This window comes from Wenzhouxiangella marina (genome assembly GCF_001187785.1).
Classification (GTDB): domain Bacteria; phylum Pseudomonadota; class Gammaproteobacteria; order Xanthomonadales; family Wenzhouxiangellaceae; genus Wenzhouxiangella; species Wenzhouxiangella marina.
Map to the genome: position 1 here is coordinate 992963 of NZ_CP012154.1, position 24172 is coordinate 1017134.

Below are 24172 nucleotides of genomic sequence, written 5' to 3' on the forward strand. Positions count from 1 at the left end.
TGGCTCGACAAAGGGGTCTGACCGGTCCGGTGGCGGTCATCCGCGCGATCACTCATGAAGAGGCCGCTTGGGCTTCGCCATCAAAAACGGTGAACGCATGACCGCACGAACCTGTCTCCGGAGGCTTGCCTCCGCGCTTCTGCTTGCCTCCTGTCTGGTCAGTCCGCTCTGGGCCGATGATCAGAGCACGGACGCCGATACCGACGAACTCAGACAACAGATCGAACTCATGCAGCGCGAGTTGATGCGCTTGCAGCAACGGCTCGGTGAACTGGAGGCCGAGCGGGCCGAAAGCCGCGAGCGCGTGAACGAACTCGAGGCCATCGAGCAGCGCGTGGCCGAGGTCGAGCAGGTCGCCGAAGCGGAGCAGGACGGCATCGATTTCGGTGGAGCGGTCCGGCTCAACTACGCCTGGCGCGACTACGACGACCAGAACAAGGATCGCTTCGGTGACTTCGAGCTGGAACTGTTCCGGATCAACGTGGCCGGCAGCGTCGGTGACGTGCTGCTCGATGCCGAATGGCGACGCTACAACGATTTCCATGCGATTCACCATGCCTGGGTCGGCTACGACTATTCCGACGAGCTGCAGATGCAACTGGGGATTACCCAGGTGCCGTTCGGGATCGGTCCCTACATGAGCCGCAGCTTCTGGTTCACCGGCAACTACTACGTCGGCCTCGAGGATGACTACGACACGGGCATCAAGTTCGTGCACCGGCCCAACGATCGCTGGTCCTTCGACTACGCCTTCTTCAAGAACCCGGAATACGCCAGCGACGGTCGAGCCGATCGCTATTCCTTCGATCTGGTCACCGCTGGCGAGCAGCAGAACACCGAGACCAATCAGCTCAACTTCCGTGCCGTGCGCCACCTGAATCTGTCGGACGAGTCGAGCATGGATCTGGGTTTGAGCCTCGAGGCCGGGCAGATCTACAACCGGACCACCGAGGACAATGGCGAGCGCTGGGCCATCGGTGCCCATATGGACTATGACCGGGGGCCATGGAACCTGCGTCTGCAGGCGCTTCGCTACGAATACGACCCGGAGAACCCGGACGGCGTGTCCGATGACTTCGTGCAGATGGGCGCCTTCGCCTTTCCCTTCCTGATCGCGTCGAAGTCGGACATCTATACCTACAGCGTTTCGCGTGCCTTCGATGTCGAATGGGGGCCGATCACGGGGCTTCGTTGCTACAACGAAGGCACCTTCTTCAATCCCGATGTGGCGCAGTCGGATGAGTCGATCCAGAGCGTGACCGGCTGTTCGGTCTCGGCCGGAGGAGTCTTCGCCTACGTCGACTGGATCGCCGGCAAGAACATGTGGTTTGCCGGCGGTGATGGCATCGGTCGTGGTGCCGGCACGGCCGGGGACTGGAAATCACGTCTGAACATCAACCTGGGCTACTACTTCTGATCGTGGGCGGACGGGCGCCATGAACGGGCGCGCATGCCAACGACACGCTCAACCGACTGGAGCAAGAAATGACTGAATCAAGCAATGACAAGGTGCTGATCGAGGAGATCGAGCAGCTCGAAGAGGTCTACGAGACCGACTACGAAGTCGGCCAGGACAACGTGACCTGGCTGGGACTGGACCTCCACAATCCGGTCTTCGTCATCAGCGCGGTCCTGATGCTGGCCTTCGTGCTGATCTCCCTGCTGTTTCCGTAACAGGCCAACAGCGGTCTGACCGCGACGCGCGTCTGGATCGGCGAACAGTTCGACTGGATGTTCCTGATCGCCGGCAACATCTTCGTGGTCTTCTGCCTGCTGATGATCGTGCTGCCCTTCGGCAAGATCCGCATCGGCGGCGACGATGCCAAGCCGGAGTTCTCGACTTTCAGCTGGTTCGCCATGCTGTTTGCCGCCGGCATGGGCATCGGCCTGATGTTCTGGAGCGTGGCCGAGCCCGTGGGCTACTTCACCGAATGGTTCGGCACGCCGCTGAACGTCGGTGGCGGCGAGGCGGAGGCGGCGATGGGGGCGACCATGTACCACTGGGGCCTGCACCCCTGGGCGATCTACGGGGTGGTGGCCCTGGCCCTGGCCTTCTTCAGCTTCAACAAGGGCCTGCCGCTGACCATCCGTTCGACCTTCTACTCGCTGATCGGCGATCGCGTCTGGGGCTGGATCGGTCATGTCATCGATACGCTGGCGGTGCTCGCGACGATCTTCGGCCTGGCGACCTCGCTGGGCCTGGGCGCGCAGCAGGCCGCCGGCGGCATGGGCTTCCTGTTCGATATCTCTTCAGGCCTGACGACCCAGATCATCATCATCGCCGGTGTGACCTCGGTGGCCCTGATCTCCGTGCTGCGTGGCATCGATGGTGGGGTCAAAGTGCTCAGCAACCTCAACATGCTGCTGGCCCTGGCCCTGTTGTTCTTCGTGCTCATCGCCGGTGGCCTGACGGCCTTCATGGCGAACTTCGGCACGACCGTGGCCGGCTATGCCCAGTACCTCCTGCCGCTGAGCAATCCGGTGGGACGCGAGGACAGCACCTTCTACCACAGCTGGACGATCTTCTTCTGGGCCTGGTGGATCTCCTGGTCACCGTTCGTCGGCATGTTCATCGCCCGCGTGTCCTACGGCCGCACGGTGCGTGAGTTCATGCTCGCGGTGCTGATCGTGCCGGTGGTCGTGACGACGATCTGGATGAGTGCCTTCGGTGGCAACGGGCTGGATCAGGTCACGAACCAGGTCGGCGAACTGGCCGATGGCATCGGCGATTCCTCGCTGGCCCTGTTCCAGATGCTCGAGAACCTGCCCTACACCGCCATCACGTCCTTCCTGTCGATCGTCCTGGTGCTGGTCTTCTTCATCACCTCATCGGATTCCGGTTCCCTGGTGATCGACTCGATCACCTCCGGCGGCAAGATCGATGCGCCTGACGCGCAGCGCATCTTCTGGGTCGTGATGGAGGGGCTGATCGCCGCCGTGCTGCTGGCCATCGGCGGTTCGGCCGCCCTGGAAGCCCTGCAGGCCGGCGCGGTCAGTACGGGGCTGCCGTTCACGATCGTGCTGCTGCTGATCTGCGTGAGCTTGTGGAAGGGCCTGTCGCACGAGCGACGGCTGAGCCAGCTGCAGGAAGTGACCGCCTCGTGAGCTGACCGTGGCTCTGCGTTGGGCTTGTCTGACGCAGAGCCACGGTTTAGCATTCGGGTCTGCGCCCAGGCGGGCGTCGTATAATGGTATTACCTCAGCTTCCCAAGCTGATGACGACGGTTCGATTCCGTTCGCCCGCTCCAGATTCGACGACGGCCGGCCACTGCGCCGGCCGTTTTCGTTTCCGCCTGTTCAGCCCGCCTGATTCACCACCCGTTCGTTGCGGGGCCTGGTGGTGCCGCAGTAGAACGGGTGGTGAATCAGGTGGGCTCAGGCAATGGCTTCCCCGAAGGCCAGCACGCCGGCTTCCAGTGCCGCAAGATCGTAGCCCCCTTCCAGGCTGGCCACCAGGCGGCCTCCTGCATGCTGCATGGCGAGCTGCTTCAGCTCGTGGCCGATCCAGTAGAAGTCTTCGTCCTTGAGGCGGAGCTGGGCCAGCGGATCGCGAACATGGGCATCGAAGCCGGCCGAGACCAGGATCAGCTCGGGACGGAATTCGTCGATCCGGGGCAGCAGGTGCTCCAGCCAGTGCTCGCGAAACTCGTTGCTGCCGGATTCGGGCGGCAGGCTGGTGTTGAACACGTTGGCCGCATGCGGATCTTCCGGGCGGCCGGTGCCCGGGTAGAGGGGCGACTGGTGGCTGGACAGGAACAGCAGGCCGTCCTGGTCGGCCAGGATGGCTTCGCTGCCGTTGCCGTGGTGGACGTCGAAGTCGCAGACCGCGATCCGCTTCAGGCCGTGGGCCTGTCGAGCGTGCAGGGCGGCGATGGCCACACTGGAGTAGAGGCAGAAGCCCATCGCCCGGGCCGACTCGGCGTGGTGTCCCGGCGGGCGAACCACGGCAAAGGTGCGTTCGGCGCCGTCGGACTGCATGACCTGGTCCACGCCCTGGCAGGCCGCGCCGGCGGCCAGCGCGGCGGCGCGCAGGCTGCCCGGCCCGAGGTGGGTGTCCGGGTCCAGAGACAGGCGGCTGCCCGACTGGTCGAGTGACTCGAGGTTGTCGAGGTAGTTCTTGCCGTGGCCCAGCTCGAGCTGCTCACGACGGACCGGCTCGGCGTCGAGCCAGTGCAGATCGTCGAGCTGCTCGATGCCGCGCAGGGCAGCTTCCAGGCGCTGGGGGCGTTCAGGGTGCCCCTCGGGGTTGACGTGTCCCAGGCAGTCCGAATGGCTGATGACGGTCAGGCTCATCGCTTGCAGGCCTCCGGAAGATCAGCGGTCGCGTTCGTGATCCCAGAGCACCTCGCCCGCACCGGAAGCGCGGGCGACGGTCCGGGCGACCACGAACAGCAGGTCGGACAGGCGGTTGAGATAATGAATGACCGGCTCGTTGACCGGCTCCTGACGAGCCAGGGAAATCACCCGGCGCTCGGCCCGCCGGCAGATCGTGCGCGCCAGGTGGGCCTGGGCGGCGGCGACGCTGCCGCCGGGCAGGATGAAGTCCTTCAGGGGCGGTAGATCGGCGTTGAGGCGGTCGAGTTCGTCTTCCAGGCGCTTGATGTGGCGATCGGCGATCAGCTCCATGTTGGGCATGCACAATTCGCCGCCCAGATCGAACAGATCGTGCTGCACATCGAGCAGCAGGCTCTCGAGCGTCTTTTCGTCGAGGTGCGCGATCAGCAGGCCGATGCAGCTGTTGAGTTCGTCGACGGTGCCGTAGGCCTCGACGCGCAGCGAGTCCTTCTGCGTGCGCGAGCCATCGCCGAGGCCGGTCGTGCCGTCGTCACCGGTGCGCGTGTAGATCCTGGAAAGTCGGTTGCCCATGGGTGGTCCGTAGTGTTCAGTCGGCGGAATTGTCGGACATCAGCGTGACGATCGCAGGCGGGAGCTCGAAATTCGCCGCTTCCGGCGGGCCGAATTCGACCGAATCGATCACGATGTGCTGCTCCTGGCCCATGGTCCGCAGGCGGGTCAGGGCGGGGAGCAGACTGTCGCCGAAGCGCTGGTAGTCGCTGAAGATCATCACGGTCTCCATCTCGCCCATCGGGCTCTGCTCGGTGGACTCGCTGGCCAGCAGCAGGCCGGAGTCGACGGCATAGCAGTCCAGGCTTTCCCGACCCGACTTCCATCGGACCTCGACTGCATAGCAGGCCTGACCGTCGTACTCGCGTTGTTCGACGGTTTCCATGGACTCGACGTATTCCTCCGAGCGGAGGATGGCGCCGATTTCGTTGGCTTCCACCTGGGCCGCCAGCTCCTGGCCCTCGATCAGGCGCGGCCCCATGAACGGGTCCACGGACCAGGCGGTACCGTCGCGATAGCCGCTCTGGATCGTGCCGATGCCCGGCAGTTCGACCTGCATGACGCGCTCGCCGGGCTGGCGCGAGACCAGCTTCAGCTGGCCTTCCAGTCCGGCCGACGGCATCCGCAGTCGACCGGTCATGGTCGAGTCGGCCTGTGCCTCGATGGCATCCCGGCCGCCGGCGGCTTCGATGTGGGCGTCGACCAGGCTGCGGGCCGAGGGCAGCGCCTCGTCCGCCAGGCTCGGGCCGCTGGAGACGGCGAGGATGAATGCGATGAGGAGTGAGTTGCGGATCATGGTGTCGGAATCTCGTGCTGAAGAAGTTGGGTTCAGTGGACAGGCTGAGCGGCATCGGCCAGCCAGCGCAGTGCCGCCTCCAGGACCGGATCGCTGCCCGAGGCGAGCGCGTCGCGATCGAGGGTGATGGCTTGATCGGGGATCACGCCGACGCCTTCGATGCGGCGGTCCTGTCCGTCGAGGTAATCGGCAAAGGCGTACATCAGGCGATCTCCGTTGGCCAGCTCCATCATCTGCGCAGGCAGGGCCATGCCGGGTGAACGCTGCCCGAAGACGCGGGCCCGGCCTGCGGCCTGCATGCCGGCGGTGAACAGCTCGGAGGTGCTGGCCGAAAGCGAATCGATCAGGATGGCGATCGGCCCGGTGTAGGGCTGGAGCCGGCGGCCATCGTCGGCCACCCGGCGTGGGAAGACACGAAACTGCAGCTGCCCGTCGGCGCGCAGCAGGCGACCGAGGAGCATCGGCTCATCGCTCAGATGCGAAGCCAGCGGCACCATCGTCGTGAGCACGCCGCCCAGGTTGCCGCGCAGGTCGATGATCAGACCGTCGCAGGCCAGCAATTCGTCGCGGACTTCGTTGAATCGCTCCATCAGGGCCGGGACCCAGGTGGAGAATCGCAGCAGGCCGACGCAGGACTCGCCCTGCGGCAGCGTTCGAGTCTGGAAGCGCAGAAACATCGGCGGGAAGTTGCCGAGCTGCACACGTTCGCCATCGCTGCGGCGCCCGACCACCTCGACCACGCGCGCCTCGCGGTCGCCCGTGGCGACGCGAAGTCGTAGCGGCTCGCCCAGGGCCGGAAAGCCGATCCGGGCATTCACCTCCGCTTCCAGCAGCAGGGCGGCGCGCTCGCGCGAGGCCTCGGACTCGAGGGTCTGGAGTTCGGCCAGGCGGCCATCGAGACTCTGCTCGTCGATTGCCAGCAGCCGGTCTCCCGCCATCAGGCCATCCGGGACCGGATCCGGAACTTCGCTGAACACCAGCGCATCGCCGATCAGGCGGACCGCCAGGCCCGTGTCGCCACGAGGGCCGGTGGTCGGTGCCGGCGTGTGATCCGAACCCGGGTCGGCCGCGAGGATGGCGGCCGCCGGATCGCCCGGAAGGATCGCGAAATGCGAGGCGCCGATCCGGTCCAGCAGCTCGACGAGGACGCGGCGGAGTTCGCGGTCGTCACGGGCCGCGGCCGCCCTGGGCCGGAGCGTGTCCCGGGCCCGGTTCCAGTCCTCGGCGATCCGCTCGAAGTCGTAGTAGTTCGAGCGGACCTGTTCCCAGACCTGGTCGAAGGTGGCCAGGGCGGTGGGCTCGAAGTCGGGCTCGGCCTCGTGGGCCGGTGCGGCACAGGCCGACAGTCCCAGCCAGGTCAGGGCGAGAAGCAGCAGTCGAAGGCCGTGTCGCCGAGACGGCGGAGTCTGGAGCATCGGGTAGTGAAGCCGGTTGAACGCCAAGCGATTATGATGCCTGATTCTTCCGCTTCAATTCGAGGACCTCGCATGATTCATGTGCTCCGAGCCCGAACCGCATGGCTCCTTGCCATGGCGGCCTGGCTGCCCGTGACCTTCTCCCTGGCCCAGCCGGCCGATCAGGGCCGGGTGATCGAGATCGAACCGACAGTGCTGGCCGAGCGCGACCGGATCGAACCCGAGAACCGCATGGTGGCCGATCGTCTGGAACATCTGCTGCCCGGCCTGATGGCCGAAACGGGCATCGATATGTGGCTGGTCATCAATCGTGAATACGCCGAGGACCCGGTCTACTTTACCCTGGTGCCGCAGCCGAGCTTTGCCGCCCGCCGCACGACCATGCTGGTTTTCGACCTGCAGGACGACGGCAGCGTCGACCGTCTGAGCGTCAACCGTTATCCCCTCGGCGAGCCCTACCAGGTCGGCTGGTCCGGCGGGGATCTCGAGGCCCAGTGGCAGGCGCTCGGTACGCTGATCGCCGAGCGCGATCCCGAGCGCATCGGCATCAACGTCTCTTCGACCTGGCCCGAGGCCGACGGCCTGACCCACGGCCTGCATCAGAAACTGATGGCGGCGCTGCCCGAGGCCCTGCATGATCGCGTCGTCTCGGCCGAAGACCTGGTCGTGCGCTGGATGGAGACCCGCTCCGAGATGGAGCAGGCAGTCTACCCGCACGTGGTCTCGATCGCCCGACGTGCCATCGAAGAAGCCTTTTCCAGCCGCACGATCACGCCGGGCGTGACGACCACCGACGATGTGGCCTGGGCGATCCGCGACTGGTTCGAGTCGCGCGGCCTGCGCATCTGGTTCATGCCCTACGTCAACATCCAGCGCCCCGGCCAGGACTGCGAGGCCGACACGCCGTTCTGCGGCGTCTCGGGCGTGATCCAGCCCGGCGATGTGCTGCACACGGACGTCGGCATCTGCTACCTGAAGCTCTGCACGGACACCCAGGAAATGGGCTACGTACTCAAGATGGGCGAGTCGGAGGTGCCCGAGGCCCTGGTCGAGGCTCTGGCGGAAGGCAATCGCTGGCAGGACCTGCTGACCGATGAGTTCGTGACCGGTCGCACCGGCAACGAGATCCTCATGGCCGCGCAAGCCAGCATGGCCAACGAGCCCTGGGGCTTCAATATCTACACCCACCCGATCGGCTTCGTCGGTCACGCGCCGGGCCCGACCATCGGCATGTGGGATCTGCCTGCCGAAGTCGCCAACACGGGCGACTGGCCCCTTTACCCGAACACGGCCTACGCCATCGAAGGCAACGTCGCCGTGCCGCTGGCCGAATGGAATGGCCAGCACGTCCAGATCAAGCTCGAGCAGAGCGCGATCTTCGACGGCGAGCGGGTGATCTACCTGGCCGGACGCCAGACCGAGTGGCACGTGGTTCGCTGAAGCCAAAGCGACTTGTCGCCCCGGACCGGATCCGGGGCCCAGCGACTAGCCCAATAACCGTCGCCCCGGACCCGATCCGGGGCCCAGCGACTCACCCAAAAACAGTCGCCCCGGACCCGATCCGGGGCCCGGTGACTTATCGAGCCTGGCGGGCGCCGTTCGAGGTCTGATCGGCCACGCAAAAGGCCATCGGCGAGGCCTCGTTGCCGCAGCAGGCATAGGCCGGCTGAAGGCAGAGGGCGCCGCTTTCCTGGACCGCTTGTGGTCCGAAGGATCCGAAGTCGACGCTGCAGGCGGCCGCGCCCGGTCCGCCGGACGGGCAGGCTTTTTCCTCGATCGAGAGTTCCGAAATGGGTCGAAGCAGAGGCTGGCTGGCCGGGGCCAGGGCTCGCTGCAGATCGGTGTCGTTGCCGCGCAGTCGAGTGACGGAGGTCGCCCGCAGTCGATGCGCTTCAGCCGCGCCCGTGTCCCGAATCGTGCTCTCCGGCATGCAGGGCAGGGTGTCGATGCGGAAGTGGATCTTGCGTTCCGGCGAATCCTGCACCGTGACCTCGATGTCTCGAAAGAAGTGGCCCCGCCATTCATCGATCGTCAGCTCTGAAGCCTGTCCACCGGTGGTCGGAAAAAGGTTTTCCGCCGCGCTCGGGTCGACCGGGGCGAAGCGATGGATCGTCGTTTCCCGAGCGCCCGTGTCGGCGTTCAGGACGATCGTCAGATCCCCCGATGCGTTCCAGGACCATTGGCCCGTGCCCTGGAAAGCATGTTCGGTGAAGTGATCGTTGTGCAGATCGGCTGCGCAGACCGGGACGTTGCCGTTGGCGGTAATCAGCGCGAAAAGTACAAGACCAGGCATCATCATGTTCTATTCCTCCAATTCGGACACGTCGAGCGGCGCGGGCGCCGAACAGCCCAGATTCCAGCGGTCGTTGATCGCCTCCAGGGCCGCCAGCTCGCCCACCGTGGCCAGGTCGCTCAGGTAGGCATCCATTTCGGTCTGGCCGGCCGCTTCCCAGTGCGGTTCGTCGAGCTGGCCGTGCACGCAAATGCTGAAGTTCATCATGGCCGTCTTGAAGGTCATGACTTGCTCGGTCAAGGCTTGGTCGTCCGCCCATTCGGCCAACAGCCTCAGCCCGATATTGCGGGTGAACAGTCCATTTGGAGCTTCTGCGGCGCGTTCGGCGAAGCGCAGGCAGGGCTCACGGAGTTCGGTCCCGGCATTGCGACATGTCTGAACGGGTGAGGACATATCGACCACCAAGGCCATGACGTAGGCGAAGGCCAGGACGGTCGGCTCAGTCGGCGCAGCTTCCTTTCCGGTGCTTGCGAGGTAGGAGGTCAGTAGATCCGCGATGATCTGGACCAGCGCCATGCTGTGATCAAGCACCCTGGGTTCCGATCGAAGGAGGTCCTGCCAGGCGGTGGCATCGTTCTGCTTGATCAACTGCCCACGACTGAGCAGGTTGCCCGCGTCATGTTCGACGATCGCCTGATCGAGGCCGGCCTCGACACAGCCGTCCTGCGCATCCGCCTGCCGGCAGGCCGTCGCCAGCAGGAAGAGCAGGCGCGGGTCCTGGGTCTGCGGCAGCAGTTCAGTGATCTGCTCCAGCAGCCCGGCCGAGTCGAATTCGCCGCTATGCAGGGCGGTCTGCGATTTCAGCCACAGACCGACCGCGCGACTTTCGATCGAGTCCGACTCGAGCAGCCAGCCCGCCACCAATTCGAGATCGAAGGGGTGGAGCTCGGCTCGAAGCTCGCTGAAGTGGCTGACGGATGGCAGCTCACCGACGAGCTCGTTCAGGCGGTCCCGCTCGACCGGGCAGTCCACATCGTTCACGAAGGCCCAGTATTCGAAGCCGGCGATTTCCCCATGAAGTGCGGCGATTTCCAGCCAGCGATGGTTCTGCTCCTCCGTGATGGATTCATGATGTTCCACGGGGACGCCAGCGGCGAGGCAGTTCGTGTAGGACCGCAGGGCAGGCTGGATTTGCTGGAGCTGTTCGACCCTCTCCGTGTCGCCGGCGCCTTCGGCCCCCATCTCCAGCAGACGCAGGCCAACGGCGTAAGAGGTGAGGCTGGGTGTATCGCTCATCAGGGACCGAGCGATCTGCCGGCAGCGCGGCATCAGACCGTTCTGCTCATCCCGGCAGGCTTCGATCAGCGGGCCATAGGCGGGCATCGCCACGCTTTGGGCGAGCATCGGTGCCTGAACGCCGACGATCGCATCGAGGTAGTCCGTCGTGCCGCTGTCCTCGTAGGCCAGGAGTGCCCGATAGGTCAGCAGGGCGATCCCGGTCAGGTGGTCATTGGCGTGGACCGATCGAGCGATGGCATTCGACCAGCGATCAAGGTCGTCGCCGAGGAACGGCTCTCGCCACAGGAGGTTGCCTGCATCGTGGTCGATCACCGCCTGCTCGACGCCGAGCTCCCGGCATTCCTCGATGAGGCCGCCCGCGTCGCAGACAGCGACCAGCATTGCAATCACGATCGGTGATTCCGTTGCACGCAGAATCTGGCCGATTCGCTCCAGCTCAGGTGCCTCCGGGGCCTCCACGTCCATTCGGCTCGGTGGTCTTGGGGCCTGCTGCAGCAACAGACCGACGGCCTGGAATTCCGGATCGTCCTGTTCCAGCAGCCATTCGGCGGCATGGGCGGGGTCGATGACGGGTTCCTGGCCCTCGGCTTCCGAAGCGAGACTTGTCGTGCCGACAAACAGGGTGCCGAGACATAGGAAAGGGGTGATCTGCTTGCGCAAATGCATGAGAAATAACCTGTATTGGCCAACGCCTCAACAGTCTAGCATGGCTCTTCGCGTCCCCGCGCCCGCGACCCACCCTGCCATTGGTCACATTGTCCCGGGCGGTGCCGTGTGGCAGATTGAAGGCTGATGATTGAACAGGGCGTGGACCCATGACTCAGACGCGACGTGATCTTCTCAAGCTCGGGGGGCTGGGCCTCGGGGCGATGGCGATGTCCGGGCTTTCATCCCCGCTGGCGGCGGCCATGGGCGCGGTCACACCGGCACCGCGGCCGCTGAACATCCTGATTCTCGGTGGCACCGGCTTTACCGGGCCGTTCCAGGTCCGCTACGCCCTGGCGCGCGGGCATCGGGTGACGATCTTCAACCGTGGCAACAAGTCCATCGACTGGCCGGGGCCGGTCGAGGAGCTGGTCGGGGACCGCAACGAGGGCGATCTCTCGGCCCTCGAAGGCCGCGAATGGGACGTCTGCATCGACAACCCGACCTCGCTGCCGTTCTGGGTTCGCGACGCGGGTCAGGTCCTGCAGGGCAAGGTCGGCCACTACGTGTTCACCTCGACCCTGTCGGTCTATGCCTCGAACGCACAGCGCGGCCAGGACGAGACGGCTGAACTGTTGGCCTACGACGGCCCGGACATGATGGCCGAGACGATGGAGAACCTGCGCGCCAACATGGGGCTCTACGGACCGCTGAAGGCCGAGTGCGAGCGCGAGGTCGAGCGCTGGTTCCCCGGCAAGAACACCATCATTCGACCGACCCTGATCGTTGGCCCGGGCGACCAGACCGATCGATTTACCTACTGGCCGCTACGCCTGGCCCGCGGGGGAGAGGTGCTGGCGCCGGGCGATGGCAAGGATCCGGCGCAGATCATCGACGCCCGTGATCTGGCCGAATGGACGATCCGCATGGCCGAGTCCCAGGCCGGCGGCGCCTACAACGCGGCCGGGCCGGACTACGAACTGCATTTCGACGCCATGCTGCACGGCATCCGTGCCGTGACCGGTGTGGCGGCGAAGCTGAACTGGGTGCCGGCGGAGTTCCTGGCCGAGCAGGGCGTCAGTCCCTGGTCGGACATGCCGGTCTGGATTCCCAGCCAGGGCGAGTATGCCGGCTTCAGCAGCTGGTCGAACGCGAAGGCGATCGCCGCTGGCCTGAGCTTCCGGCCGCTGGCGGACACGGTCTCTGCCCTGCTCGAGTGGTTCCGGGAGCAGCCTGAAGAACGTCAGTCCACGATCCGTGCCGGCCTTTCACCCGAACGCGAAGCCGAAGTGCTGGCCGCCTGGAGGCAGAGATGAGTACCTTCATGACCTTGGTGGCCTGGTGCCTGCTGTTCGTGCTGGCCTGGCCCCTGGCCCTGCTGGTGCTGATCCTCTGGCCCCTGGTCTGGCTGATCAGCCTGCCGTTCCGCCTGCTCGGGATTGCCGTGGAGGGCGTATTCAGTTTCCTGCGCGCGATCATCCTGCTGCCGGCGAGATTGCTGGGGGAGCGGCCGCGCTTCAATTGAGCGGGCCTGGAGCTCGCGGCGGGCGATGAGGCAACGCTGAAACCGTCCAACTGCCTGTTGCGCCCGCAGGTCGGGGCAGCGCAGGTCGGAGGCGTGGCGCGGTTGGCCGTAGGCCAGAAGCGCCGCGCTGGAGACCGTCCGCGCGTGTCCCCGACGGTCCATCCCACCGGCACCTGCGGCGAATGGACTTTCGATAGCAAGGGCCATCGGAACCCCATCCTCTCGGAAACCATCGGTGATCGAGAATGCAGTGATTTCTGCGCAATGCGTGTATCGAAAGTTCGGTGCCGGCTGTAGGATTGCGCCGTCGAATTGACGGAGATGTCGGATGCATGGTCCGTCGGGGACGTGGCCCCGACCTACGGGCGGCTTCGATGAAGGCTCATTGTCCCGATCAATCAGTCAATCGTCGCCGTTCGCTTCGGATTCCGGGGGGATGCGCGTCGCCTGCCAGGTGAAGGCGCGCCATTCGCCGCCTTCCTTGCGGAAGATGCCGGTGTTGAAGTACTCGCCGATCCGTTCGCCGTCCTGTTCGGCAAACAGGCGGAAGGTGATCACGGCGATGTCGCCCATGACCCGGATATTGACCTCTTCGCCCCCGTAGCTGGGGCCGGCCGGCGCCTCTTCGGCTGCCTCCTCGAAACCGGCCATGATCCGATCCTTGCCGAAGCGCTGACCCGAGGAGCTGGTATAGATCAGGTCTTCGGCCCAGAAGCGCTCGTGGACGGCTTGCTCACCGGCACCGGCCAGGAAAGCGTGCAGCATCCGCTCGAGCTCTGCCTGCTCGTCGGCCACGGCGGCAAAGGTGGTGGATTGAAGCAACAGCAGGAGCATGGCGAGCAGAAGGCGCTTGGTCATCTCGGGTGTCCGGATCGATGTGTGGTAGGAGGATAGCGCAGGGCGGCGGAGACTTGGGCATTCGCATACGTGCGCTTTGCCTGCAGCATCGGTCCGTCGGGTTCGTGGAGATTTCTGGGACATGGACCGTCGGGCGCACGCGCGGCCGGTCTTCGGCGCGGCGCTTCTGGCCTGCGGCCAATCGCACCACGCCTTCGACCTGCGCTGGCCCGACCTGCGTTGGGCTTCGATCGATATCGCGAAAATGCGCGCTCGGCGTAGGTCGGCCCCACGTGGCCGACGACCGGACGATTCCGTGGCCACCTGAAATCGGGTGTCTGGCGAGAAACCGTGCTAATCGTAGCGGAGGCCGAGCTGCCTGCGATATCCGTGCGTCGGGCTTTCCATGATGGTTGAGGCATTGCGCAGTCGGGTTGGTGGAGATATCTGGGACATGGACCGTCGGGGACGTGGCCCCGACCTACCGCGGGCCTCGATCGGGCGATGTGTTATCGGTTCTTACAGGGGCATCCGGTGATCCGGTGTGCCTTCTTTCGGAATCGGGTTTTCCGCAACCGGAAACCGGAAACCGGAAACCGGAAACAAAAAAGGCGGGCCCCGAAGGACCCGCCCATTCGCCTTTCAGCGAAGTCTTGCTGTGTCGTTTCAGATGTCGAAACGATCGGCCTGCATGACCTTGACCCAGGCGGCGACGAAATCGTTGACGAACTCTTCTTCGCCATCGACGGACGCGTAGGCCTCGGACACGGCGCGCAGCTCGGAGTTGGAACCGAAGATCAGGTCGACCGGGGTGGCGGTCCACAGGTCTTCGCCGGTTGCGCGGCTGCTGCCGACGTAGATGCCTTCCATGTCCTCATGCTGACGCCACTGGTAATCCATGCTCAGCACGTTGACGAAGAAGTCATTGGTCAACTGGCCCGGGGTGTCGGTGAACACGCCGTGGTCGGCGCCGCCGATGTTGGCGTCGAGGGCACGCATGCCGCCGATCAGCGCGGCCATTTCCGGCACGGTCAGGTCGAGCAGGGCTGCCTTGTCGACCATGGCGTCCAGCGGCGGGAAGTAGTGACGGTCGCTGTAGTAGTTGCGGAAGGCGTCCGCATACGGTTCCAGCCAGCCGAAGGAATCGACTTCGGTCATCGCCTGGGTGGCGTCGCCACGTCCCGGCACGAAGGGCACGGTGATGTCGTGACCGGCATCGGCAGCGGCCTTTTCGATGGCGGCGGCACCGCCGAGAACGATCAGGTCAGCCATCGAGATGTCGGCACCACGGCGACCGTTGAAGTCCTGCTGAATGCCTTCCAGCACGCCAAGGACGCGGGTCAGCTCTTCCGGGTTGTTGACTTCCCAGCCGATCTGCGGCTCGAGGCGGATGCGAGCACCATTGGCGCCACCGCGCATGTCGCTGGCGCGGTAGGTCGAGGCCGAGGCCCAGGCCGTGCGCACCAGTTCCGGCACGGTCAGGCCCGAGTCGAGGATGGTTTCCTTCAGGTCCGCGATCTGTGCGTCGCTGATGACATCGCCGTCCCAGGTCGGGACCGGATCCTGCCAGCTCAGCACATCGGCCGGCACTTCGCTGCCGACGTAACGAGCCCGCGGGCCCATGTCGCGGTGGGTCAGCTTGAACCAGGCGCGGGCGAAGGCGTCTTCGAACTCCTGCGGGTTGGCCAGGAAGCGCTCGGCGATGGCACGGTAGGCCGGGTCACGCTTCAGGGCCACGTCGGTGGTCAGCATGATCGGGGTCGAGGTGCCGGCACCGGGCTGGACTTCAGGCACGGTGCCGTCCAGGGCGCCATTCTTGGCGACCCACTGCGGCGCGCCCGACGGGCTCTCCGAGAGCTCCCATTCGAAGCCGAGCAGGTTGGTCAGGTACAGCATGGTCCAGCGCGTCGGCTGCTGGGTCCAGGCGCCTTCGTGGCCGCTGGTGATCGTGTCGGCGCCGTTGCCGGTGCCGCAGCGGTTCTTCCAGCCCATGCCCATGTCTTCGATCGGCGCGGCGGCGGGCTCGGCACCGACGCATTCGCCCGGATCACGGGCACCGTGCACCTTGCCGAAGGTGTGGCCGCCGGCGATCAGAGCCAGCGTCTCTTCGTCGTTCATGGCCATGCGGCCGAAACTCTCGCGGATGGCCTGAGCCGCGGCGATCGGATCGGGCACGCCGCCCGGGCCTGCCGAGTTGACGTAGATCAGGCCCATCTGGGTGGCGGCGACGGGGCCCTCCAGGCGGCCGTTGCCATCACGGCGCTCGGCGGCCAGCATCGCTTCTTCCGGGCCCCAGTAGACGAGATCCGGTTCCCAGTCGTCCTCGCGACCACCGGCGAAACCGAAGGTCTGGAAGCCCATGTCTTCCATCGACACGTTGCCGGTCAGGACCATCAGGTCGGCCCAGCTCAGGGCGCGGCCGTACTTCTGCTTGATCGGCCACAGCAGGCGACGGGCCTTGTCGAGGTTGGCATTGTCCGGCCAGCTGTTCTGCGGATCGAAGCGCAGCTGACCGCCGCCAGCGCCGCCGCGCCCGTCGACGACGCGGTAGGTGCCGGCCGAGTGCCAGGCCATGCGAATGAAGAACGGGCCGTAGTGGCCCCAGTCCGCCGGCCACCAGTCCTGCGAGTCGGTCAGGACGGCGCGGATGTCGGCCTTCACCTCGTCGAGGTCAAGGGTGGCGAACTCGGCCGCGTAGTCGAAGTCTTCGCCGTAAGGGTTGGACGAGGCGTCCTGGTCGCGCAGCGGGCTCAGATCGAGCTGGTCAGGCCACCAGAATTGGTTGGATCTGGCGTCGCCCATGGCCATCGTCGCGGTCGATGCAGTCATCGACGCGGATGCGATCGCCAGGCTCGCCAGAATATTGCGAGTCAGTGATTTCATGCTTTTCTCTCCCATGCGTTCTACGCCCGGAATTGGGTCCCATTATTAGATACGATCAATACCGAGGTTTCAATTCAACCTGGCTATGGCTTTGATCGGCGGGGTCAATCGCTTCTGGCGGGATGGGTGCGGCCAGGCGACCGCGCGGCCTAGTGGAAACGCTCCACTGCATGAGCCTTCAGGGCGTCGAAGGGGACGATGTTCAAGGTCTTCTCGTGGGTGGCTTCCAGGACCACGCGGGGCGCGCAGTCGGCTTCCCAGGCCTCGCGCCAGCGGGCGGCGCAAAGGCACCAGCGATCGCCTTCCTGCAGGCCGGGGAAACCGAATTCCGGTCGGGGCGTGCTCAGATCGTTGCCGCGGGACTGGCTGAAGGCGAGGAACTCTTCGGTCATCACGGCGCAGACCGTGTGCACGCCGAGATCATCCGGGCCCGTCTCGCAGCAGCCGCTTCGATAGAAGCCGGTCTTCGGGTCGTGGGAACAGTCGGCCAGCGTGGTGCCGAGGACGTTGAGTGAGACCTTCTTCTCCATTGGAGTGCATGATCGATCGCTGTGGGAATGGAGTAAGGATAGCGGCCTTTGCGGATTGGGTTGTCATCGCTCGCTGGGCATTCGCCGATGGTCTAGTGGACCGGGCCGATGGGCTGGGGCAAAGTGGCAGCCAACGTGTCACTGTCAGGAGCCAGGCATGAGTTCGAGTGCCTATCAGGAGCATGCCGCGCGGGCCGCGGGCGACCCCGATGCCTACTGGTTGGAGCAGGCCCGGCGAATCCGCTGGCATCGTGCGCCGACGCGTGGTCATGAGGCGGCGACGCAGGGCGGGCAGCAGTGGTTTGCCGACGGCGAGCTCAACACCGCCTGGCTGGCCCTAGATGCACAGGTCGACGCCGGTCGTGGAGAGCAGACGGCCTTGATCCACGACTCGCCGGCCAGCGGCCGACAGCAGCGATTCACCTATGCCGAGTTGACCGAGCGGGTTGCCCGCTTCGCCGGCGGTTTGCGTGAGCTGGGTCTGGCGCCGGGTGACCGCGTCGTGATCTACATGCCGATGGTGCCAGAAGCCGTGATCGCCATGCTGGCCTGCGCGCGCCTGGGGGCCATCCACTCGGTGGTGTTCGGTGGCTTTGCCCCGCACGAGCTGGCCGTGCGCATCGACGATGCCCGGCCGAAGCTGGTGCTGTCCGCCTCCTGCGGGATCGAATTCGATCGCATCATCGAGCACAAGCCCCTGCTCGATGCGGCCCTGGACGAAGCGGTGCACAAGCCCGCCGCGACGGTCATCCTCCAGCGCGAGCAGGCCGAAGCTTCGATGCATCCTGGCCGCGATCATGATTGGCGAGCCGTCGAGGCCAGCGCGTCGCCGGTCGATGCCGTGCCCGTGCCCGGCAATCATCCGCTCTACATCCTCTACACATCGGGGACGACTGGAAAGCCGAAGGGCATCGTCCGTGACCATGGCGGGCACGCGGTGGCGATGCACTACAGCATGGAAGTGGTCTACGGGATGCAGCCCGGCGAGGTGTTCTGGGCGGCCTCGGACGTCGGATGGGTGGTGGGTCACAGCTACATCGTCTATGCCCCGTTGATCTACGGCTGCACCACGGTCCTGTACGAAGGCAAGCCCGTGCGCACGCCCGATGCCGGCGCCTTCTGGCGAGTCATCGCCGAGCATGGTGTCACCGCCATGTTCACGGCACCCACCGCGTTCCGGGCAATCCGCAAGGAAGACCCGGACTGTGCCCTGATGCGGTCCTACGATCTGAGCGGCCTGAAGCGCCTGTTCCTGGCCGGCGAGCGCCTGGACCCGGCCACCCACGACTGGCTCAAGGAGAAGACCGGGCTGCCGGTGCTCGACCACTGGTGGCAGACCGAGACCGGTTGGGCCATCGCCTGCAATCCCGTGGGCCTGGAATCGGTCGAGGAAACCGTCGGGGCCGCCGGCAAGGCGACGCCGGGGTTCCAGGTCGAGATTCTCGACCCCGACGGCGAGACTTGCGGTCCGGGCGTGCAGGGCGCCGTCTGCATCCGCCAGCCCCTGCCGCCGGGCTGCCTGCTCGGGCTCTGGCGCGACGCCGAGCGCTTCGCGTCGTCGTACGGCGCCGCCTATCCTGGCTACTACCTGAGTGGCGACGGGGGCTACATCGACGAGGCAGGGCAGATCTTCATCATGGGGCGGATGGACGATGTCATCAATGTCGCCGGCCACCGCCTCTCGACGGGCGAGCTCGAAGAGATCGTGGCCTCGCATCCGGCCGTGGCCGAATGCGCGGTGTTCGGCGTGGCGGACGAACTCAAGGGCCAGCTGCCGCTGGGCCTGGTCGTGCTGAAGGATGGCGCAACGCAATCGGCTGAAGAGGTGAGCACCGAGTTGGTCGCCAGGGTTCGGGCCATGGTCGGTGCCGTGGCCTGTTTCCGTCGCGTGGAAGTCGTGCCGCGCCTGCCCAAGACCCGTTCGGGCAAGATTCTTCGCCGCACCCTCCGTGCCCTGGCCAACGGCGAGAACCCGGAAGTGCCGTCGACCATCGACGATCCGGCCATTCTCGATGAGATTCGGGCTGCCCTTTAAGAATGCGAGGGCGACTCGCTACCTGAGGCGCCGCCCCGTCGGCGGCGCCGGTCTTGCTGTCAATCGCCAGCTGATCAGTTGCGCTGGAAGGTAATGGCCAGATTCGTTCCGAGCGAGTAACCGGTCACGCCGGCATTGTTGGCCGCGAAGGGTGCGCCTAGGTCGGTCGTGGAAGCAACGTTGTCGCAGGTGCCGGTCTGAACGTTGAAGAACGACGTGTACGTGAAGTTGGCGACGGTCGCCGCTGCATCGACGTAGTAGATCGTTCCGTTCGTCTGGAAGACCTGGCCAGGCTGTGCCGCGCTCGGGAAATCTTCTGCGTAGGCCCGCACGGCACCTGCGCAACCCGTGTTCTGGTAGAGCAGGAAAACCGATTCGAGCGCGTTGTCGGCCACTTCGAACTGATAGTTGAGGGTGGTCAGAAAGACCTGTGCGTCGCCGGTGAAGCCGACATATGCCAGGTCGACGCCCGGGTCGTCGATGGACACGCCGTTGACGAGGATATCGAACTTTCTTCCCGCCCCAGCTGGACCCGCGGGGCCGGTGGGTCCGATCGGCCCGATGGGGCCAGCGGGCCCCGTATCGCCTGTGGAGCCGATCGGGCCCGTCGGTCCAGTCGGTCCCGGGATGCCCTGTGGCCCGATCGGCCCCTGAGCGCCGGTGGCACCGATGGGCCCTGTGGGACCCGGAATACCCTGCGCGCCGGTGGCCCCGGTGGCGCCGATCGGTCCGATCGGGCCTTGAGCGCCGGTGGCGCCGATCGGTCCTGTCGGTCCCGGAATGCCCTGCGGGCCGGTCGGCCCCTGAGCGCCGGTGGCGCCGATCGGTCCCTGAGCACCCGTGGCGCCCATCGGTCCGGTCGGCCCGGGGGTGCCCTGCGGGCCGGTCGGTCCCGCGACACCTTGCGGTCCGGTCGGTCCCGGCGCACCCTGCGGCCCGGTGGGGCCGATCGCGCCCTGCGGTCCCGTCGGTCCGGTGGGCCCGATCGCGGCCGTCGGCGTACAGGGGCCGAGGACGCCGGTCCCTGCATCGAAGCAGAGTACGGTGGTCTGCTGCGTATCGTCGGCGATGCCCGGCAGCACCAGGGTGCCGTCGTCATTGACCTGCAGATGGATGGCGTTGCCCGCCGAATCCTGGATTTCCACCGTTCCACCCGGCGGCGCCTGGATCACGACGTTCTGGGCGGTGGCGGACTGGGCCATGAGGATGCCGCCGATGGCGGCGGCGAGCGGAGTGAGTCGAAGTACTCTGGATCGTGTGGTCATTCGCTGGAATTCCTTGGAGTCGGGTTCAAAGGGCTTGCGACCGACCCACTCGGGCCAGCACCAGCATGGACAGCATCATCAGCAGCAGGCCCGGGATCGTCAGGGTCGGCACCGGGATCAGTTCGAACAGGCCGCTGCCGAACCAGCCGAAGTCGTTGCCGCTGCCGCCCTGATTGGTTTCGTCCGGGGCCAGGGGCTCGCCGGTGGCGTGCACGTTGGAGACCCCGACGAAGGCGATGTTCTGGCTGCCGCCGGCCTGCAGCACCATCTCGGCGATCTGCGGAGGGTTGCTGCTTTCAATCTGCACCGGCTGCCCGGAGGCACCGAGGATGGTGAGGGAATTCACGATCTGCTGGACCGACCCGCTCTGCAGCACGAAGGCGCCGCCGACCGGACTGGTCAGACTGAGCCCGTAGAAGATCGAGTCGCCCACCAGCGCATTGCTGCCGCCGCTGGCCTCGATCATGGAAATCTGGCTGGTCTGGGCGTTGAACAGGCCATTGTTGATCCAGTCGCCGCGAAGGAGCATCGAGCCGCCGCCCCCATCGAAGCTGCCGTTGATGACCACGTTGCCCGCTTCGGTCACGGTGGCCGCTTCGAGGTTGAACTGCCCGTCGACGACCAGGTCGCCGCCGCCCAGATCGAGGGCCCCGCTGCCGAGGGATATCGACCCTCCGCTGCCCACGGTGATCGAAGCCAGCCCTGCTTGCGCCAGGCACAGCATGCCAAGGGCGCCTAGAGCGCGTACGAGAGGATTCACGATGATGCCCCCTTGCCAAACGCAGAAAGAAGCAAGCAGACTACTCCACCAGCCCGCCGACCACAAGGTCGATCGAATTGAGCGACTCACCGCTGCCGGACGTCTGCCTGGTCATGATCGTGCGCGATGAGGCACACGTCATCGAGCGCTGCCTGCGATCGGTTCGTCCGTTGATTCGCCGCTGGTGCATCGTCGATACGGGTTCGACCGACGATACGGCCGAGCGCATCGAGGCATCGCTCCGTGACGTGCCCGGCCAACTCCATCATCGGCCCTGGCTGGACTTCGGCCACAACCGCAGCGAGGCCATGGCCCTGGCTCGCGGGCAGGGCGACTGGCTGCTGCTGATCGATGCGGATGAAGAGCTGCACATCGAGCCGGGCTTCTGCATTCCCGAGCGCCCGGAGATCGAGGCCTGGCAGATTCTGCAGCGGCCGGGTGGCAGCGCCAACGAGTTCTATCTGCCGCGCTTGCTGCGTGCCGATCTGCCGTGGCGCTTCGAGGGCGTGCTGCACGAATACCTGGCCTGCGATCGTGACTTCGAGCAGGCCGTGATTCCCGGGCTGTCGCAGACCGGGCACTTCGACAGCGCCCGCAATCAACAGCCCCAGCGCCAGAAGTACCTCAAGGATGCCGACGTATTGAGGCGTGCGCTGAAGCAGTCGCCGGACCATGCGCGCTACCAGTTCTATCTGGCCCAGAGCCTGCGCGATGCGGGAGAGCGGGAGGCGGCCATCCTTGCCTATCGCCGGCGGGCCGGGATGGCCGGTTGGGACGAAGAACGGTTCTGTGCCTTGCTTGAAGTGGCTCGCTTGCTCGAGCTGACCGGAGCACCCCACGCGGAGCTTCTCGCCGCCTATCTGGGCGCCTGGAACGCGCGTCCGCAGCGTGCCGAGCCCCTGGTCGAGCTGGCGCGCCTGCACCGACAGCGCGAGGAGTACGCCCTTGCCCAATTGTTCGCCAGCCGGGCGGTCAGCCTGCCACGGCCGGACGACATCCTCTTTCTCGATGCCGGGGTCTATCAGTGGCGGGCCCGGGATGAACTGGCGGTGGCGAGCTATTGGGTCGGCGATCCGGTCACCGCCGTCGAGCTGGCACGTGGTCTGCTCGAATCGGGCCTGCTACCCGAAGGCGAACGAGAACGAGTGAGGGATAACCTGCGTTTCTTCGAGCAAGCGGCCGGGCGTCGGCCGGGCTGAGCTTCCTGGGACGAAGCGCCGCTTCGGAGCTCAGCGATAGGCCTCGGCCTGCAGCGTGAACAGCTGCGCATAGCGCCCGCCAAGGGCCATCAGTTCCTCGTGGGTGCCCAGTTCGATGATGCGGCCGCCGTCCATCACGGCGATACGGTCCGCCCGGCGCACGGTCGAGAATCGATGCGAGATCAGGATCAGGATCTGGTCCCTGGCCGTGGCCTGCAGATGCTCGAAGACTTCGGCTTCGGCCTTCGCGTCCATCGCCGAGGTGGGTTCGTCGAGGATCAGGATGTCGGCGCGCTTTCGCATGAAGGCCCGCGCCAGGGCGATCTTCTGCCACTGGCCTCCGGACAGCTCGCGGCCGTCCTTGAACCAGCGCCCGAGCTGGGTTTCGTAGCCCGAGGGCAGGTCGCGGATGAACTCGTCGGCGAGGCCCTTGGCCGCGGCCTCCTCCCAGCGTGCCGCGTCTTCGAAGCCCTGGATGTCGCCGGCGCCGATGTTGTGGCCGACCAGCCACTGGTAGCGGGCGAAGTCCTGGAAGATCACCCCGATGCGGTCCTGCAGGGCGCGTGGGTCCCAGTCCTTCAGTGAGGTGCCGTCGAAGCGGATGTCACCCTGGTCGATCTCGTACAGGCCGGCGATCAGCTTGGTCAGGGTGGTCTTGCCCGAGCCGTTCTCGCCGACCAGGGCCAGGCTGCTGCCGGGTTCGAGCCTCAGATCGATGTCGGTCAGCGCCGCTCGCTCGGTGCCCGGGTAGCGGAAACTCAGATGCTCGATGACCAGGCCCGTGCCGGGCTGTGCGCCCACGACGGCCTGGCCGCGCCGGACCGAAGTGGGCTGCTCGAGGAACTCGTACAGGCTGGACAGGTACAGATGGTCTTCGTACATGCCGTTGATCGAGCTCAGGCTGGCGCTGACCGCCGACTGTCCCTGCCGGAAGACCATCATGTACATGGTCATCTCACCCAGGGACAGCTGTCCGGCCACGGTGGCCAGCACCACCCAGGCGAAGGCGCCATAGAGTGCCGCCGTGCCGAGCAGGCCGAGGCCGAAGGCCCACCAGCCGCGCCGGATGGTCAGGGCGCGATCTTCCTTGAACAGTTTGGCGAAGATGGCGCGGTAGCGATCCATCAGGGTCGGCGCCAGATCGTAGAGCTTGACCTCTTTCGTGTAGTCCTCGCGCGCCAGCACCGATTCCAGGTACATCATTTCCCGCGTGTCCGGCGAGCGCCAGCGGAACAGCTGGAAGGCCTGGCCGGCGAACTTCGCTTCGACGAAGAAGGCGGGCAGGCCGCCGACGATCAGCAGCAGCACGGCCCAGGGCGAGAAGGCCAGCAGCAGGCCACTGAAGCTCAGGATCGCGATGCCGTTCTGGATCACGCCGAAGGTCTTCTGCACCAGGGCCAGGGGGCGCGATGAGGCCTCTCGACGAGCGCGGGTGAGGCGGTCGTAGAACTCCGAGTCTTCGAGCTGGGCCAGCTCCAGGGTCTGGGCCTTCTCGAGAATCATGAGGTTGACCCGCTGGCCCAGCTGGGCGCGGAGCAGGTTGTTGGCGATGCCAAGCGCGGTCTGCGTGGCCGCCATGCCGGCGACCAGCAGCGCCTCCAGGCCCAGCCAGAGCCAGATCTCCCGAGACATGGTTTCCAGCTCGATGGCCAGCACGACGCTGTCGACCAGAAGTTTCCCCACCCAGGCGATGGCCGCCGGCAGCAGGCCGGCCACCAGGGTCAGCGCCGCCAGCACGACGGTCAGCCAGCGGCTGGTCGCCCAGACCAGCGCCAGCGCGCGCCGACCATAGGTCAGCAGTGGCCGGAACTGGGCCAGCAGGCCGGGCGGGGTGTCGGGGGAGATGGACATTCCAGTCAAGGTGGAGGCCAACGCCGGGCCATGCAAGGCAAGGGTCGGGCCGCC

Annotated in this window: 18 protein-coding genes, 1 tRNA gene and 1 pseudogene; 8 read left to right on the plus strand and 12 right to left on the minus strand. The window is 65.9% G+C overall.

Going from position 1 to position 24172, the window contains the following annotated elements:
• The first annotated feature begins 97 nt into the window (after positions 1 to 97).
• From WM2015_RS04245 to WM2015_RS04255, 3 genes and pseudogenes are all read left to right on the plus strand, one after another.
• On the plus strand, positions 98 to 1417 hold the full coding sequence (locus tag WM2015_RS04245; protein WP_156200846.1) for a porin family protein: 1320 nt from the start codon (positions 98 to 100) through the stop codon (positions 1415 to 1417).
• 68 nt (positions 1418 to 1485) lie between these two features.
• Positions 1486 to 3105: pseudogene (locus WM2015_RS04250) on the plus strand (BCCT family transporter).
• Positions 3106 to 3174: 69 nt separating this feature from the next.
• Positions 3175 to 3248, plus strand: a tRNA-Gly gene (locus WM2015_RS04255).
• Positions 3249 to 3375: 127 nt separating this feature from the next.
• On the opposite strand, the gene WM2015_RS04260 is transcribed toward WM2015_RS04255, so the two are convergent.
• The 4 genes from WM2015_RS04260 to WM2015_RS04275 are packed head-to-tail and all read right to left on the minus strand — an operon-like array spanning position 3376 to position 7056.
• Complete coding sequence (locus tag WM2015_RS04260; protein ID WP_049724881.1) at positions 3376 to 4293, minus strand: histone deacetylase family protein; 918 nt, start codon at positions 4291 to 4293, stop codon at positions 3376 to 3378.
• A 21-nt stretch (positions 4294 to 4314) separates the two neighbouring features.
• Positions 4315 to 4866, minus strand: coding sequence for a cob(I)yrinic acid a,c-diamide adenosyltransferase (locus WM2015_RS04265; RefSeq protein ID WP_049724882.1), 552 nt, complete (start codon positions 4864 to 4866; stop codon positions 4315 to 4317).
• A gap of 16 nt (positions 4867 to 4882) precedes the next feature.
• Positions 4883 to 5641, minus strand: a complete 759-nt coding sequence (locus WM2015_RS04270) for a hypothetical protein (RefSeq protein ID WP_049724883.1) — start codon at positions 5639 to 5641, stop codon at positions 4883 to 4885.
• Positions 5642 to 5673: 32 nt separating this feature from the next.
• The gene (locus WM2015_RS04275; protein ID WP_049724884.1) at positions 5674 to 7056 is read right to left on the minus strand and encodes a S41 family peptidase; all 1383 of its coding nucleotides are present in this window, start codon (positions 7054 to 7056) and stop codon (positions 5674 to 5676) included.
• Positions 7057 to 7128: 72 nt separating this feature from the next.
• Here WM2015_RS04275 and WM2015_RS04280 point away from each other — a divergent pair, with 72 nt between their 5' ends.
• Positions 7129 to 8496, plus strand: coding sequence for a M24 family metallopeptidase (locus WM2015_RS04280; RefSeq protein ID WP_049724885.1), 1368 nt, complete (start codon positions 7129 to 7131; stop codon positions 8494 to 8496).
• Between the two features lie 136 nt (positions 8497 to 8632).
• Here the strand turns inward: WM2015_RS04280 and WM2015_RS04285 are convergent, their stop codons facing one another.
• Both WM2015_RS04285 and WM2015_RS04290 read right to left on the minus strand, forming a co-directional pair.
• Positions 8633 to 9355, minus strand: coding sequence for a hypothetical protein (locus WM2015_RS04285; RefSeq protein ID WP_049724886.1), 723 nt, complete (start codon positions 9353 to 9355; stop codon positions 8633 to 8635).
• Positions 9356 to 9358: 3 nt separating this feature from the next.
• On the minus strand, positions 9359 to 11254 hold the full coding sequence (locus tag WM2015_RS04290) for a hypothetical protein (RefSeq protein WP_049724887.1): 1896 nt from the start codon (positions 11252 to 11254) through the stop codon (positions 9359 to 9361).
• A gap of 149 nt (positions 11255 to 11403) precedes the next feature.
• Between WM2015_RS04290 and WM2015_RS04295 the strand changes: the two genes are divergently transcribed.
• Positions 11404 to 12549: an NAD-dependent epimerase/dehydratase family protein gene (locus WM2015_RS04295; RefSeq protein WP_049724888.1), complete on the plus strand. Its 1146-nt coding sequence runs from the start codon at positions 11404 to 11406 to the stop codon at positions 12547 to 12549.
• Positions 12546 to 12758, plus strand: a complete 213-nt coding sequence (locus WM2015_RS04300; protein ID WP_049724889.1) for a hypothetical protein — start codon at positions 12546 to 12548, stop codon at positions 12756 to 12758. Before WM2015_RS04295 ends, WM2015_RS04300 begins: the two co-directional genes overlap by 4 nt.
• A 402-nt stretch (positions 12759 to 13160) precedes the next feature.
• On the opposite strand, the gene WM2015_RS04305 is transcribed toward WM2015_RS04300, so the two are convergent.
• The 3 genes from WM2015_RS04305 to WM2015_RS04320 form a co-directional block, all read right to left on the minus strand.
• Positions 13161 to 13616, minus strand: a complete 456-nt coding sequence (locus tag WM2015_RS04305) for a nuclear transport factor 2 family protein (protein WP_082169428.1) — start codon at positions 13614 to 13616, stop codon at positions 13161 to 13163.
• A 645-nt stretch (positions 13617 to 14261) separates the two neighbouring features.
• On the minus strand, positions 14262 to 16424 hold the full coding sequence (gene katG, locus WM2015_RS04315) for a catalase/peroxidase HPI (protein WP_211260986.1): 2163 nt from the start codon (positions 16422 to 16424) through the stop codon (positions 14262 to 14264).
• A 203-nt stretch (positions 16425 to 16627) separates the two neighbouring features.
• A complete protein-coding gene (locus tag WM2015_RS04320; protein ID WP_049724891.1) occupies positions 16628 to 17008 on the minus strand; it encodes a DUF2237 family protein in 381 nt (126 codons plus the stop codon).
• A 157-nt stretch (positions 17009 to 17165) separates the two neighbouring features.
• Here WM2015_RS04320 and WM2015_RS04325 point away from each other — a divergent pair, with 157 nt between their 5' ends.
• Positions 17166 to 19043: an AMP-binding protein gene (locus WM2015_RS04325; protein WP_049724892.1), complete on the plus strand. Its 1878-nt coding sequence runs from the start codon at positions 17166 to 17168 to the stop codon at positions 19041 to 19043.
• Between the two features lie 74 nt (positions 19044 to 19117).
• Here WM2015_RS04325 and WM2015_RS16340 read toward each other — a convergent pair whose 3' ends face one another.
• Positions 19118 to 20308, minus strand: coding sequence for a collagen-like protein (locus WM2015_RS16340; RefSeq protein ID WP_049724893.1), 1191 nt, complete (start codon positions 20306 to 20308; stop codon positions 19118 to 19120).
• 25 nt (positions 20309 to 20333) lie between these two features.
• Positions 20334 to 21068 (minus strand): hypothetical protein, encoded by a 735-nt coding sequence (locus WM2015_RS04335; RefSeq protein WP_156200848.1) that lies wholly within the window; start codon positions 21066 to 21068, stop codon positions 20334 to 20336.
• Positions 21069 to 21145: 77 nt separating this feature from the next.
• Between WM2015_RS04335 and WM2015_RS04340 the strand changes: the two genes are divergently transcribed.
• Positions 21146 to 22267, plus strand: coding sequence for a tetratricopeptide repeat-containing glycosyltransferase (locus WM2015_RS04340; RefSeq protein WP_049724895.1), 1122 nt, complete (start codon positions 21146 to 21148; stop codon positions 22265 to 22267).
• Positions 22268 to 22297: 30 nt separating this feature from the next.
• On the opposite strand, the gene WM2015_RS04345 is transcribed toward WM2015_RS04340, so the two are convergent.
• Positions 22298 to 24118, minus strand: a complete 1821-nt coding sequence (locus WM2015_RS04345; RefSeq protein WP_082169430.1) for an ABC transporter ATP-binding protein — start codon at positions 24116 to 24118, stop codon at positions 22298 to 22300.
• Positions 24119 to 24172 lie beyond the last annotated feature (54 nt).

Bases quoted from the DNA above. Each gene is read 5' to 3' on its own strand.
- WM2015_RS04245 (WP_156200846.1), top strand. From the start codon at position 98: ATGACCGCACGAACCTGTCTCCGGAGGCTTGCCTCCGCGCTTCTGCTT.
- WM2015_RS04260 (WP_049724881.1), bottom strand. From the start codon at position 4,293: ATGAGCCTGACCGTCATCAGCCATTCGGACTGCCTGGGACACGTCAAC.
- WM2015_RS04265 (WP_049724882.1), bottom strand. From the start codon at position 4,866: ATGGGCAACCGACTTTCCAGGATCTACACGCGCACCGGTGACGACGGC.
- WM2015_RS04270 (WP_049724883.1), bottom strand. From the start codon at position 5,641: ATGATCCGCAACTCACTCCTCATCGCATTCATCCTCGCCGTCTCCAGC.
- WM2015_RS04275 (WP_049724884.1), bottom strand. From the start codon at position 7,056: ATGCTCCAGACTCCGCCGTCTCGGCGACACGGCCTTCGACTGCTGCTT.
- WM2015_RS04280 (WP_049724885.1), top strand. From the start codon at position 7,129: ATGATTCATGTGCTCCGAGCCCGAACCGCATGGCTCCTTGCCATGGCG.
- WM2015_RS04285 (WP_049724886.1), bottom strand. From the start codon at position 9,355: ATGATGATGCCTGGTCTTGTACTTTTCGCGCTGATTACCGCCAACGGC.
- WM2015_RS04290 (WP_049724887.1), bottom strand. From the start codon at position 11,254: ATGCATTTGCGCAAGCAGATCACCCCTTTCCTATGTCTCGGCACCCTG.
- WM2015_RS04295 (WP_049724888.1), top strand. From the start codon at position 11,404: ATGACTCAGACGCGACGTGATCTTCTCAAGCTCGGGGGGCTGGGCCTC.
- WM2015_RS04300 (WP_049724889.1), top strand. From the start codon at position 12,546: ATGAGTACCTTCATGACCTTGGTGGCCTGGTGCCTGCTGTTCGTGCTG.
- WM2015_RS04305 (WP_082169428.1), bottom strand. From the start codon at position 13,616: ATGACCAAGCGCCTTCTGCTCGCCATGCTCCTGCTGTTGCTTCAATCC.
- katG (WP_211260986.1), bottom strand. From the start codon at position 16,424: ATGACTGCATCGACCGCGACGATGGCCATGGGCGACGCCAGATCCAAC.
- WM2015_RS04320 (WP_049724891.1), bottom strand. From the start codon at position 17,008: ATGGAGAAGAAGGTCTCACTCAACGTCCTCGGCACCACGCTGGCCGAC.
- WM2015_RS04325 (WP_049724892.1), top strand. From the start codon at position 17,166: ATGAGTTCGAGTGCCTATCAGGAGCATGCCGCGCGGGCCGCGGGCGAC.
- WM2015_RS16340 (WP_049724893.1), bottom strand. From the start codon at position 20,308: ATGACCACACGATCCAGAGTACTTCGACTCACTCCGCTCGCCGCCGCC.
- WM2015_RS04345 (WP_082169430.1), bottom strand. From the start codon at position 24,118: ATGTCCATCTCCCCCGACACCCCGCCCGGCCTGCTGGCCCAGTTCCGG.